Source organism: Mariniluteicoccus endophyticus (genome assembly GCF_054780035.1).
This window is the reverse complement of sequence record NZ_BAAGXC010000014.1, coordinates 39501-52719: the sequence shown is the minus strand read 5'-3', so window position 1 is coordinate 52719 and position 13219 is coordinate 39501. Positions and strand designations below refer to the sequence as shown.

The window sequence follows — 13219 nt, the reverse complement described above, 5'->3', positions numbered from 1 at the left end:
CACCAGCACCACCACCAGGAGTCCCCATGACCGTCAGCACACACCAGACGCTCGAACTCGACATCCAGGGGATGACGTGCGCGTCGTGCGCGGCGCGGATCGAGAAGAAGCTAAACAAGGTCGACGGCGTGACCGCCACCGTCAACTACGCCACCGAGAAGGCCCGCATCGACACCGCGGGCCCGGGCGCCGACGAGCTCATCGCGGTCGTCCAGAAGGCCGGTTACGGTGCTCGCGTCCCGCAGCCCGACGACGAGCCGCGGCCCGACCCCGTCGACGACCTGCGCCGGACGCTGATCATCTGCGCGATCCTGTCGGTACCCGTGATCGCGACGGCGATGATCCCCGCGCTCCAGTTCCCCGGCTGGCAGTGGGTGAGCCTCGGCCTCGCCACCCCCGTCGTCCTCCACGGCGGCTTCCGCTTCCACCGCTCCGCCCTGGTCAACCTGCGCCACGGCGCGACGACCATGGACACGCTGATCTCGGTCGGCTCGCTCGCCGCGTACCTCTGGTCGGTGTACGCGCTGTTCCTCGGCACCGCCGGCCACATGGGCATGACCCACGAGTTCGAGTGGCGCCTGCAGCGCTCCGACGGCGCCGGAAACATCTACCTCGAGGCCGCCTGCGGCATCATCACCTTCATCCTCGCCGGCCGCTACTTCGAGGCCCGCTCCCGCCGCAGCGCCGGCGCCGCGCTCCAGGCGCTGCTCACCCTCGGCGCGCGCGACGTCACCGTCCTGCGCGGCGGTGAAGAGGTACGCGTCCCCGTCGCCGAGCTCGAGGTCGGCGACGATTTCGTCGTCCGCCCCGGCGAGAAGATCGCCACCGACGGAGAGGTCGTCGACGGCCACGCCGCGCTCGACGCCTCCATGGTCACCGGCGAGTCCGTCCCGGTCGAGGTCGGCCCCGGCGACCCCGTCGTCGGCGCGACCGTCAACACCGACGGCCGTCTCGTCGTTCGCGCCACCCGCGTCGGCAACGACACCCAGCTCGCCCGCATCGCGCGCATGGTCACCGACGCGCAGACCGGCAAGGCCCAGGCACAGCGCCTCGCCGACAGGATCTCCGGCGTCTTCGTGCCGATCGTGATCGCCCTGTCGCTGGCCACGCTCGCCGCCTGGCTGCTGCTCGGCTCCGGTGCCTCCTTCGCGTTCACCGCCGCCGTGGCGGTGCTGATCATCGCCTGCCCGTGCGCGCTGGGCCTCGCCACGCCGACCGCGCTCATGGTCGGCACCGGCCGCGGTGCCCAGCTCGGCATCGTGATCAAGGGACCCGAGGCCCTCGAGCGCACCCACCACATCGACACCGCCGTGCTCGACAAGACCGGCACCGTCACCACCGGCGAGATGAGCGTCGTCGGCGCCGGCGAGGACGTCCTCGCGTACGCCGCCGCGGCCGAGCGCGGTTCGGAGCACCCCATCGGCCGGGCGATCGCTGCCGCTGACACGTCGCTGGAGGCCACCGGGTTCCGCAACCTCCCGGGCCTCGGCGTGGAGGCCACCGTCGACGGGCGACGCGTCCTCGTCGGGCGTCCGTCGCTGCTGGCCGAGCGCGGCATCACCGTGCCCGACTCCCTCGCCGCGCGGGTCGCCGCGTCGCAGGAGGCCGGGCGGACGGCCGTCGTCGTCGCGCTCGACGGCGGAGCCGCCGGCATGGTCGAGGTCGCCGACACGATCAAGGACACCTCCGCCGACGCGGTCGAGCGCCTGCGCGGACTCGGGCTGCGCCCCGTGCTGCTCACCGGCGACAACTCCCGCACGGCCCACGCCGTCGCCGCTCAGGTCGGCATCGACGAGGTCATCGCCGACGTGCGGCCCGAGGACAAGGTCGACGTCGTACGCCGCCTCCAGTCGCAGGGCCGTCGTGTCGCCATGATCGGCGACGGCGTCAACGACGCCGCGGCCCTTGCGGCCAGCGATCTCGGCATCGCGTTGGGCACCGGCACGGACGCGGCCATGGAGGCGGCCGACCTCACCCTCGTGCGCGGCGACCTGCGGCTGGCCGCCGACGCCGTACGCCTGTCCCGCGCGACCCTGCGTACGATCCGGGTGAACCTGTTCTGGGCGTTCGCGTACAACGTGGCCGCGATCCCGCTGGCGGCTCTGGGCTTCCTCAACCCCATGCTGGCGGGCGGGGCAATGGCGCTGAGCTCGGTGTTCGTGGTGTCGAACAGCCTGCGGCTGCGCGGCTTCCGGGCGGTCTGACTCTCAGGAGATTTTTGGGTGACACGCCGCGCCGGGGTTACCATTCCGTGACGCTTGTCCCCAGAAGGAGTTCGTGTGCACAAGATCGTTCCGCTCGCCGTCGCTGGCGGCGTACTCATCGCCGGCGGGGGAGTCTTCGGCACCACGCAGGCCATGGCCAAGGACATCCACCTCACGGTCGACAACGAGGCCGTGGACGTGCGCACCTGGTCCGGCACCGTCGACGAGGTCCTCAAGGGCAACGACATCCAGGTCGGCGAGCGCGACATGGTGTGGCCCGCCCGCACTGAGTCGGTGAAGAAGGGCACGGTCATCGCCGTACGCTACGCGCGCCCGCTGAACCTCACGATCGATGGCCGCCAGGAGAAGCTCTGGACCCAGGCGCTGACCGTCAGCGAGGTCGTCGAGATGCTCGGTCTGCGCGACGAGAGCGTCCTGTCGGTGCCGCGCGAGAGCGCCATCCCGCGCTCCGGCCTCGACCTCACGATCGACCAGGCCCGCCAGGTCACGCTGGTCCAGGGTGGCCAGTCGCGCACGATCATCACCACCAAGGACACCGTCCGCGAGGTGCTCGCCGACGCCGGCGTGACCCCCGGTCCGAAGGACGTCGTCACCCCGACCGTCGAGACCCCCGTGACCGACGGCCTCGAGGTCTCGGTCTCCAACCAGGACGTGAAGCTGTCGACCAAGACGATCGACGTCCCGTTCAAGGAGGTCCGCAAGGACGACCCGAACCTGCCCAAGGGCCAGGAGAAGGTCGACGTCGAGGGCGTCAACGGCCGCATCGTCGAGACGTGGGAGGAGAAGTTCGTCAACGGGGTCTCGGTCGAGAAGAAGATGACCTCGTCCCGCGAGGAGGTCAAAGCCGTCGACAAGGTCATCCTCGTCGGCACCAACGACAAGACGACCCCGTCGGCGTCGGCCTCCGCGTCGGCCAAGCCGTCGGGCAGCGCCTCGCCGAGCGCCGCGCCGTCCAACGGCTCGAAGGCGCCCCAGCCGAAGCTCGACGCGTCGCCCGCCAAGGGCGAGCAGTGCATCGCGTCCAACTACGACGAGCCCCAGATGACGGCCACCGGTGAGCGGTTCAACCCGCAGGCCATGACCGCCGCCCACAAGACCGCCCCGCTCAACTCGATGATGAAGGTCACCAACCCCAAGAACGGCAAGACGGTGACGGTCCGCATCAACGACCGCGGCCCCTACGTCGCAGGCCGCTGCATCGACCTGTCGTCCGCGTCGTTCGCCGCGATCGGCGACCTCGGTCAGGGCATCATGCCGGTCATCGTCCAGCAGCTCTGATCCCACGCGCACAGCCCTTCGGGTCCGACACCGCCGCGGTGTCGGGCCCGAGTGCCTTCTGGGGGCGTACGCGCCCACAGCCCTATGCTGACGCCATGCCCATCGCCGCCGGATCCGACTCCCGCCTCGCCGTCCTGCTCGAGGGGGCCAGCGACGTCGCCGCGGTCCGCGCGCTCATGGCGACGTGCGCCGTCGACGAGCGGCCCCTCGAGATCGTCTCGCTGGACGGCGTGACCAACATCGGCCGCGTCCTCGCCGACATCCGCCAGGTGCGCCCTGACATCGACGTGGTCGGCATGTGCGACGCGGCCGAGGCGCGCTTCGTGGAACGGGCGCTGGTGGCCGACGGGCTGCCGGTGCGGGACGCGAGCGACCTGCCGGTCTACGGGTTCTTCGTCTGCGACTCCGACCTCGAGGAGGAGCTCGTACGCGCCCTCGGCGCCGAACGGGCCCGTGACGCGCTGGAGGGGGCGGGGCTGGGCGGCAAACTCGACGCCCTGCGCCAGCAGGCCGCCTGGGCCGACCGGCCGCTGTTCGAGCAGGTCCACCGGTTCTGTGGGGTCGGGTCGGGCCGCAAGGAGCTCGCCGCCGGCATCCTCGCCTCGGCGCTCGCCGAGGACGAGATCCCCGAGCCGCTGTCGATGCTGCTCGACCGGATGCGCTGGGCCTGACCGGTCAGAGTCCCCGCACCATGCGGAACATCGGCCACTCGAAACCCCACGGGCCGGTGGTGGCCGCGTACCCCTCCTCGACGAAGCCGTTGCGGCGGTAGAAGCGTTCGGCACGAGGGTTCTCGGCGAGGATCCACAGGTAGACCGGCATGTCCGCCGGCACGGCGGCGTCCAGCAGCGCGTGCCCCACGCCGGAGCCGTGGGCGCGCGGGAGCGTGTAGAGCTTGTCGAGGTGGTAGGTCGTCGGCGGTGCCGCGAGCTCGCCCTCCCACGAGCACGTCCCGTGACCGGCACCGGCCACGCCCATGACGCCGTCGGCGTCCTCGGCGACCCACCAGCGGCGGAACGGCTCCCCGCCGCCCGCCTCGGTCGCGGCGTCGCGCGCCATCTGGGCGCGCTGCTCCTCGATGGCCTGGGGGATCTCGGTGATCCGGTCGATGGCGAAGTGGACGGGCATGACGGGCGTGTACGTGTAGGCCTGCGCCACGTGCAGGACGCGCGTCAGTTCGGCGGCGTCGTCGACGGTGCCGCGCCGGATCCGCGGGGTGTCCGGGGGCTGGGTCACTGCTGCTCGATCGCGCGCTCGAGGCGCTCGAGCTTGCCGGTCAGCTCACCGGTGTGGCCGGGCCGGATGTCGGCCTTCAGCACGAGCGAGACGCGGTTGCCGTACGCCTGGCAGGCCTCGGTGGCGCGCCTGACGACGTCCATGCACTCGTCCCACTCGCCCTCGATGGTGGTGAACATGGAGTCGGTGCGGTGGGGGAGGCCGGATTCGCGTACGACCTTCACGGCCGCGGCGACGGCGTCGTGGACCGACTCTGAACCAGCAGGGGCGACGGAGAATGCGACGAGCATGGACGCAGACTATGCGACAGATCCGCCGCACCGTGGCACCGGGGACCCTGCGGAGGGCTCGGGCACCGCGTTGCCGCGGATCTGTCGTGGCTGTGCGTCAGTGGTCAGGCGCGGTGTTTCGCGCGGGCCAGGGCGGCGCGCTCGGGGCCCGTGAGCTTGTCGATGCGGGCCTGCTTCACCTTCTTCGTCGCGTTCGACAGCGTCGTCACCTCAGCCTCGCTGATGCCGGCGCGGCGGGCGGCCGAACGGGCTTCGGCGCTGTCGTAGTCGGGGATGACCGGCGTACCGCGGCCCGTGTCGGACGAGGTCTGGCCGCCCGTGCGGACCTGCTTGGCTGAGCGGCCGCCGAAGATGCGCGGCGCGGTGTCCAGGCGCCCCCCGATCAGCCCCGCGTACGCACGGTGGCCGTCGGCCTTCGGGTGGAACGACTGTTTGATCTCGATGGAAGCGTTGTGGATCCACTCGGGGTTGTCGCACACGGCGTGGCCGGAAAAGGTCTGGGTGGGATCGACGAACTGGAACCCCGCGCGCTCCGCCTCGGTGCGGATGACTCCGTTCAGCTGGTCGGCCATGCGGTTCAGCTTCCACATCTCGTCGGCCGTGAAGAAGGTGACGATGGAGCAGTCCTGCCCGTTGAACAGGCGCGGATAGCCGGTGACGACGACCTTGGCCTGGGGTGCGCGGGCCTTGACGTCGGCGTAGACCGTGCGCAGCCGGCTGGGGAGCTCGTTGGTCATCTTGGCGTTGGCGCCAGACAGCGCGCCGTCGCAGTCTCCCCACCAGCCCGGCTTCAGGCACTCGGTGACGACCGGGGCGAAGCCCGCGTCGTTGCCGCCGATCGAGATCGACACGCGCCTGGTGGACGCCGACAGGGCCTTGACCTGCATCGACATGTCGCTGGTGACGGCGCCGGAGCAGGCCTGCAGGTTCAGGTTGTAGCCGCGCTGGGCGGCGAGCACGCCGCCGTAGGAGCCGGGGCTGCGCATGCAGTCGGTGCCGTCCTTGATGTAGTTGCCGGCGCCCACACCGGCGGCGTAAGAGTCGCCCAGGGCGACGTAGTCCTCGCCCGCCGCAGATGCGGGCAGGGCGACGGCGGCTGCGGCGACGACGGCGAGAGTGCCGGCGCCGGCCACGATCCGGGCGGTGCGGGATGTGGGGATCGCTCGCATGGTGATGCCTTTCGTGAGACCTTGGCCACACCCTCACTCGGTGCGGCGGTCTCCGACGAGGGTGCGGGAGCGGGAAGTTTCCACAACTCCCGAGCCGCTCACAGGATCCGCAGCACCCGCGCGCGCTCGATGGCGTCCTCGCGCGATGAGACGGCGAGCTTCGCGTAGATCCGGCGCAGGTGGGTCTTCACCGTGTTCGGCGACACGTAGAGCCGCTCGGCGATCTCCTTGATCGACTCGTCCGGGGTGAGGTTGTGCAGGAGGTGTCGCTCGGCATCGGTGAACTGGACCTTCGCGCGCCGCTCGACGGTGCCGAGGTTCTGGCGGGCCCGGGCCGAGTCCATGCCGAGGCGGGCGGCGAGCTCGTCGGCGGCGGTGAACGTGGCCACGGCGAGGTCGGGGCGGCCGCTGCGGTCGGCGGCCAGCGCGCACGCCATCAGCATCTGCAGCCACTCCTTCTCGATGACGACGTCACCCTCCTGGAGGATCGGGTCGAGCAGGGCGTACGCCTCCGCGAAGCGGTCGAGGCGCATCAGGTAGTGGGCGCGGTAGTGGGCCACGACCCCGAACTCCGGCCGGGCGATCTCCTCGAGGTGCTCGATCACCTCGAGGGCGGCTGGGCGGTCGTCGTCGGCGATCAGCAGCGCGCCGACGTGGGTCGCCGACAGTTGGAAGTCCTCCGCGGGCAGCAGGGGCCCGACCTCGCTGCGACACTGCTCGACGATGGCGATCGCCCGACGATGGTTCTGCTGCATCATCGCCCGCATGGCCTCGAGCTGGGCGACCAGCACGGCCGTCTCGCGGCGGGGCGTGACGCTGCACCGGCGCGCGGCGGCGAGGTGGCGGTCGCCGCGTTCGAGGTCGCCGAGGTCGTAGTCGACGAGCGCGTGGGCCAGCCAGGCGAGCTCGGGCAGCGGGCTGGTCGCCCGCGAGGCGGCGACGTCGCCGAGCCCCATCAGGGCCTCGTCGGCGATGCGCCGGGTGGCGGCCACCCCGCCACGTCGCCCGGTGATCCAGGCCAGCGCCGCCAGGGCCTGCACGGCGGTGGCCCGCAGGTCGGCCAGCCGGGCGGTCGTCAGCCCGCGCACGGCCCACCCGTGGGCGCGGTCGAGCTGGCCGATGTGGAGCAGGTGGAGGGCGCGCTCCACCTGCAGGAACGCCAGATGGGGGACGAGCTCGCGCGGGAGGGCGGTGATGTCGGCGGTCTCGTCGGCGGTCGCGACCGCGGCGGAGATGTCGCTGTCGAGGTAGACCTGCTGGCGCGCGACGAACAGCTGGAAACCGGCCAGCCTTACGCGGTCGACCAGTGGGAGGTCGTCGGGGACGAGCGTCGACAGCGTGCCGAGCGCCACGTCGCTGGCGATCTCCTGGTGGGCGGCCAGCAGCGACGACTGCATGGCGGCGGCCTCCCACGGGGCGAGCTGGCCGGCGTCGGCGCAGGCGCCGACGAGACGCCGGAGCTCGTTGTCCTCGGCGTACAGGAAGTCGAGGAAGTGCTGGCGCAGCAGGGCGCCTGCGTCGATCGGTATGCCGGAATCGAGAGCCAGGCGGATCGCTCCCAGGGTGTCCCCGTGCTTCGACAACCAGCTCACGCCCTCGGACACCAGCTCGCGGTGGCGTACGGGGTCGTCGGCGACCAGTGTCCCAACGAGGTGGCGGCGGACGAGCGGGTGCATGCGGATCGAGGCGCCCGAACGCGTCGCCGGCCAGCCGCGCTCGACCAGCGAGGCCAAGGTGGCGTACGCGCGGGAGTCGCCCGTCAGGGCCTGCGCGCTGCCCGAGGTGACCGAGGGGAGGATCGACATGGCCTTCAGCAGCTCGAGCTCCTCGGCGGTGGCGACGGGGTGGACGGCCTCGCTGAAGTAGGAGAACAGCCGGGCGGTCTGGCTGGCCTCCCGGTCCCACGACAGCTCGTTCTCTGCCAGGACGCGAAGCGCGGCTGGCCAGCCGAGGGAGGTCTCCATGACGATGTCGAGCGCTGTGTCGGGCACGGGCCCGGCGGTCTCGAGCAGGGTGCGGGCCTCGTCACGGTCGAGGGCCAGGTCGGCGGCGTTGAGCTCGCTGACCTCACCCCGAATGGTAAGGGCTCCCAGCGACAGCGGCGGCCGGCCGATGGCGGTGAGGAGGAGGTGGACGTCGTGGTCGAGGAGCTCCATGGCAGCATCGAGCACCTCGCCGCCGGCGAGGTGGGCGTCCTCGATGACGACGACCTGGGCCGTCCCCTGCCGCCCGCCACGACAGCTGCGGAGCTCGCGGGCGGTGAGGCCGCTGCCCCCGAGGCGTACGACCCGCTCGCGGCGGCCGGCGATCCACTGGTCGACGAGGGTGCGCTTTCCGTAGCCGACGGGGGCGATCAGGAGGGTGACCTGACGGCGGGTGGCCTCGTCGAGGCGGGCCAGCAATCGCGGACGCAGGAGGGTGGCGGGGATGCTGCCCGGTCGGATCGTCGAGGGGGCGATGGGGCGCTGCATGGGGGAATCCAAGCAGGTCGGGAGGCTGCTGTCACCCCGCATATCACCCGGCCTCACCCGTGGTTCACCCGGCTGTCGTTGGGAGCCGGGTGCACGGTTGTGCAACATTGGTGGGGAAAGATTCTCCGCCACTCGGGGGGTGGATGAGTCTTCACCGGCTGCGGCGCGATCGGGGGATTCGCGCCGCAGCCATCACTCTTTCCGGGCGGGATCCACCGGCATCGACAGGTCGATCACCCGGGTGCATGCATCCATCACCCTTGGGTCGTGGGTGATCACGAGCAAGGGGCTGTCGCCAGCCAGCGACCAGATGTCCTCCAGCAGCGCGGCGGCCGTCTCGGCGTCGAGGTGCTCGGTCGGCTCGTCGAGGATCCACACCTGTCGTCGGCCCACGAGCAGCCGCGCCAGTGCGACGCGGCGGGCCTCGCCGCCGGACAGCTGCGAGCCCTCCTCCCCGACGACCCGGTCGAGCGCGAGATCGAGCCCCGCGCGGCGCAACGCCTCGCGTACGTCGTCGTCAGCCGCGTCCCGCGCACCGATGCGTACGTTCTCGGCGACGGACGTGTTGAACACGTGGGCGTCCTGGGCCAGATAGCCGACCGTGCCGCGCCGGGTGACCGCACCCGACACGGGCGGGATGAGGCCCATGGCCGTCGCGGCGACGGTGGTCTTGCCGATACCGCTGCGCCCCACCAGGGCCACGCGGTCACCGCGGGTGACGGTCAGGTCGAGATCGGTGACGACCGGCGCGAACCCCGGCCAGCCGCACGTCACGCGGTCGAGCACGAGCCGCGGGTCGGCGTCGGTGGCCTCGTCGGTGTGGTCGCCCTCGCCGACGGGCGGCTCGTCGAGCACCGCGGTGACGCGGCCCAGCGCGGCATGGGCGCGGGTCCGGATCTGGGCGGCCTGCACGAGCGGGGCCAGCAGGTCGTGCAGCGCCAGCGGCACCAGCACCAGGGTGGCGAGGTTCACCGGGTCGAGCCGGCCGTCATGGACGGCGTACGCCCCGGCGGCCAAGGACACCACGATCGCGAGCGCCGCGGCCAGCAGCTGCAGGCCGGTGGCCGCGCCCCGGACCAGCGCCGCGCGCTCCTCGGCCGCCTTCAGCCGGTCGTCGACCTCGAGGGCGGCGTCGATGAGGCGGGTGTCGCCATAGGCGGCGAGGTCGTCGGCGGCCCGCCCGATCTGGCGTACGCGGTCGGCGAGATCGCCGCGCGCGGGCACGGTCTCGCGGTCGGCGACGCGCGACGCGTGCGCGGTCCACAGCGGGATGACCACGCCGGCCAGGACGGCGGAGACGAGCAGGGCGACGCCCGCGACCGGGTTGAGCCAGGTCACGGCGACGGTCGCGCCGGCGGCGAGCACGCCTGCGGAGGCGAACGGGAGCACGACGCGGACGACGAGATCCTGGATCGCGTCGACGTCGGAGACGATGCGCACGAGCAGGTCGCCGCGGCGGCGGCCGAGCAGGGTCGTGCGGGACAGGGCGCGGTAGACGTGGACCCGCAGCACGCCCTGCAGGCGCAGCGCGAGGTCGTGGGAGACGAGGCGCTCGGCGTAGCGGAACGCGCCGCGACCGAGCCCGCAGGCGCGCACGATCACGATGCACACCTGCAGGTGGAGCACCGGCGGCTGGGTCGCGGCCTTCGACAGCAGCCAGCCCGACGAGCCCATGAGGGCGACACCGCACAGCCCGGCGAGCACGCTCAGCAGCAGGCTCAGCGCCAGGCGCAGGCGGGAGCGGGGGACCTCGCCGAGGAGGCGGTCGAGCGTCATCGACGCACCTCCACGACCTGATCGGCGGCGGCGACGACGGCGGGGCGGTGGGTGACGACCAGCGCGCTGGCGCCCGACTCGCGCACGGTGGCGATCACGCGGGTCTCGGTGTCGGCGTCCAGGCCGGCAGTCGGCTCGTCGAGCACAAGCAGGCGTGCGCCGGAGTCGAGGCGGAGCAGGGCCCGGGCCAGAGCCACGCGGCGGCGCTCGCCGGCGGACAGCCCTTCGCCCTCGTCTCCGACGTCGAGGGATGCGGGCAGGTCGGACGCGCCTGCGCGGGCCAGCGCATGCGTCACCGCGGCGTCGTCTGCGGTGGGGTCGCCGAGGCGTACGTTGTCGGCGATCGTGCCCGTGACCAGACCCGGGTCCTGGGACACGTACGCCAGCTGGCGCCGCCACTCGGCGAGGTCGCAGCTCGCCAGATCGACGTCGCCGACGCGTACGCGTCCTCCGGTGGGCCGAAGGAAGCCCATGACGAGGCCGAGTACGGTGGACTTGCCGCCGCCGGAGGGGCCGACGAGCGCCACGACCCGGCCCGGCTCGACGACGAGGTCGAGTGGCGCGAGAGCGGCATCGAAGGCGCCCGGATGGGTGAACGAGGCCGACTCGAGGACCAGCGGGGCGGTCGCGAGGTCGGGCGCGGTCGTGGTCCCGGTCGGTCGGTCGGCGGCCTCGATCAGCGCAAACGCCTCGTCGGCAGCGGCGATGCCATCGACGGAGTCGTGGTAATGGGTGCCGACCTGGCGCACCGGCAGGTAGGCCTCCGGCACGAGGATCAGCACGAACAGCCCGGCCTCGAGCGAGAAGTGTCCCTCGACGAGGCGCAGGCCGATCGGGACGGCGACGAGCGCCACCGAGTAGGTCGCCAGCAGTTCGAGCGCGAAGCTCGACAGGAACGTGACGCGCAGCGTGGCCATCGTCTCGCTGCGGTGGCGGTCCTCGGTGGCGACCAGTCCGGTGGACTGGGCCTTCGCCCGGCCGAAGACCTGGAGGGTCGGCAGGCCGGCGACGAGGTCGCCGAAGTGGTTGGCGAGCCGGCTGTGAGTACGCCACGACCGGTCGAGCTGGCGCTGGGTGGCCAGCCCGATCAGGATCATGAACACGGGGATGAGTGGCAGCGTGAGTGCGACGATCACCGCGGAGGTGAGGTCCGCGGTGAGTATTGCGACGCCGACGATGAGCGGCACGGTCACGGCCAGCGCGAGCTGGGGCAGGTAGCGGGCGACGTAGCCGTCGAGCGCGTCGAGGCCTCGGGTGACCAGCGCGATGAGCTGGGAGGTCGTGAGCGACGTCGCGCCGGGCTCGCGCAGCCGCGCGGTGAGGATATCGCGGCGCAGCTGGGACTTCACGGCGGCGGCGCTGCGGTGGGCGAGCCACGTGTTGAGCCAGCCGAACGCGGCGCGCCCGGTGAGCACCAGCGTGAGCAGGCCCAGGGCGGGGACAAGGCCACCGAAGGGGGCGGCGTCGACCGAGCGGGCATGGAAGACGCGCGCGATCGTGCGCGACAGCAGCCAGGCCTGGGCGACGATCAGCAGAGCTGTCAGGCTGCCGACCGCGACGGCGGCGACGAGGTAGGTGCGGGTCGCGCGGGCGCGTCGCAGGAGCCGGGGATCGACCGGGCCCCCGCGCCTTCCCTGGGGGGAGGCGGCGGGGGCCCGCGTCGTGTCGGTGGTCGTGGTCATCGGCTCACAGCGTAGGCGATGCCTGACTGGGGGAACCCGTCATGCTTGGGTGGCCTCGAAGGAGACCTCTTCGGCGGGCAGGTTCTTGGTGGAGATGCGCTTGCGGAAGACCCAGAACGTCCAGGACTGGTACGCGAGCACGATCGGCACGAAGACGCACGCGGCGATCGTCATGATCCTCAGCGTGTAGGGCGACGACGTCGCCTCGGTCAGCGGCATGTTGTTGGCGACATCGGTGGCGGTGATCGCGTTGGGGAACATCGAGATGAAGTCACCTGCGATCAGCGCGAGAATGGCCGCGCAGCTGAGGACGAAGGCGATGCCCTCGCGGCCCTTGCCGTTCATGAACCAGGCGCCGGTGAGGCAGACGACGGCCACCGCGGTGGTCAGCCAGTTGATGCCCTTGCCGTACGCGACGGACTGCCAGACGGTGAAGACGGCCATCAGGCCGACGGCGGCCAGGCCGACCTTGCCCGCGAAGTCGCGGCTGCGCTCACGGATGTCGCCCTTGGTCTTCAGCGAGATGTAGACCGCGCCGTGGAACAGGAACAGCGCGACGAACAGCAGGCCGCCGATGAGGGCGAACGGCATGAACAGGCCGAGGAAGTTGCCGACGGAGGTCTCCATGACCCAGCGGCGACCCTCCATCTTGACGATCGGCATGCCCGACACGAAGTTCGCGAAGCCGACGCCCAGCACCAGGGCCGGGATGAACGAGCCGAGGAAGATGCACCAGTCCCAGCCGCTGCGCCAGCCGGCGCTTTCGCGCTTGTGGCGGTACTCGAAGGCGACACCGCGGACGATGAGCGCCAAGAGCACGAGGAACAGTGGCAGGTACAGGCCGGAGAAGAGGGTGGCGTACCACTCGGGGAAGGCGGCGAAGGTGGCGCCACCGGCGGTGAGCAGCCAGACCTCGTTGCCGTCCCAGACCGGGCCGATGGTGTTGATCATCACGCGACGGTCCTCCTCCTTGCGGCCGAGGATCATGTTGAGCATGCCGACGCCGAAGTCGAAGCCCTCCAGGACGAAGTAGCCGATCCAAAGGACGGCGATGAGCAGGAACCAGATGTTGGTGAGCATTTGTGTTACCTC

The 13219-nt window shown here is 71.7% G+C and carries 10 protein-coding genes; 3 read left to right on the top strand and 7 right to left on the bottom strand.

The window, feature by feature from the left end; translation table 11 throughout:
* Window positions 1-26: 26 nt before the first annotated feature.
* The 3 genes from ACYVGD_RS04545 (at window position 27) to ACYVGD_RS04535 (ending at window position 4174) form a co-directional block, all read left to right on the top strand.
* Entirely contained in the window at window positions 27-2204 is a 2178-nt protein-coding gene (locus tag ACYVGD_RS04545) for a heavy metal translocating P-type ATPase (RefSeq protein ID WP_460741801.1), read from the top strand.
* A gap of 75 nt (window positions 2205-2279) precedes the next feature.
* On the top strand, window positions 2280-3503 hold the full coding sequence (locus ACYVGD_RS04540) for a septal ring lytic transglycosylase RlpA family protein (RefSeq protein ID WP_460741800.1): 1224 nt from the start codon (window positions 2280-2282) through the stop codon (window positions 3501-3503).
* 95 nt (window positions 3504-3598) lie between these two features.
* Window positions 3599-4174, top strand: a complete 576-nt coding sequence (locus tag ACYVGD_RS04535; RefSeq protein ID WP_460741799.1) for a hypothetical protein — start codon at window positions 3599-3601, stop codon at window positions 4172-4174.
* A 4-nt stretch (window positions 4175-4178) separates the two neighbouring features.
* Here the strand turns inward: ACYVGD_RS04535 and ACYVGD_RS04530 are convergent, their stop codons facing one another.
* From ACYVGD_RS04530 to cydB, 7 genes are all read right to left on the bottom strand, one after another.
* Window positions 4179-4739, bottom strand: a complete 561-nt coding sequence (locus tag ACYVGD_RS04530) for a GNAT family N-acetyltransferase (protein ID WP_460741798.1) — start codon at window positions 4737-4739, stop codon at window positions 4179-4181.
* On the bottom strand, window positions 4736-5029 hold the full coding sequence (locus tag ACYVGD_RS04525; RefSeq protein WP_460741797.1) for a thiamine-binding protein: 294 nt from the start codon (window positions 5027-5029) through the stop codon (window positions 4736-4738). Before ACYVGD_RS04525 ends, ACYVGD_RS04530 begins: the two co-directional genes overlap by 4 nt.
* 104 nt (window positions 5030-5133) lie before the next feature.
* Entirely contained in the window at window positions 5134-6198 is a 1065-nt protein-coding gene (locus ACYVGD_RS04520) for an SGNH/GDSL hydrolase family protein (RefSeq protein ID WP_460741796.1), read from the bottom strand.
* A 98-nt stretch (window positions 6199-6296) separates the two neighbouring features.
* The gene (locus tag ACYVGD_RS04515; RefSeq protein WP_460741795.1) at window positions 6297-8669 is read right to left on the bottom strand and encodes a LuxR C-terminal-related transcriptional regulator; all 2373 of its coding nucleotides are present in this window, start codon (window positions 8667-8669) and stop codon (window positions 6297-6299) included.
* A 192-nt stretch (window positions 8670-8861) separates the two neighbouring features.
* A complete protein-coding gene (cydC, locus tag ACYVGD_RS04510) occupies window positions 8862-10445 on the bottom strand; it encodes a thiol reductant ABC exporter subunit CydC (RefSeq protein WP_460741794.1) in 1584 nt (527 codons plus the stop codon).
* A complete protein-coding gene (cydD, locus tag ACYVGD_RS04505) occupies window positions 10442-12127 on the bottom strand; it encodes a thiol reductant ABC exporter subunit CydD (RefSeq protein WP_460741793.1) in 1686 nt (561 codons plus the stop codon). The genes cydC and cydD overlap by 4 nt, the downstream gene beginning before the upstream one ends.
* Before the next feature lie 39 nt (window positions 12128-12166).
* Window positions 12167-13207, bottom strand: a complete 1041-nt coding sequence (gene cydB, locus ACYVGD_RS04500) for a cytochrome d ubiquinol oxidase subunit II (RefSeq protein ID WP_460741792.1) — start codon at window positions 13205-13207, stop codon at window positions 12167-12169.
* Window positions 13208-13219: the final 12 nt, after the last annotated feature.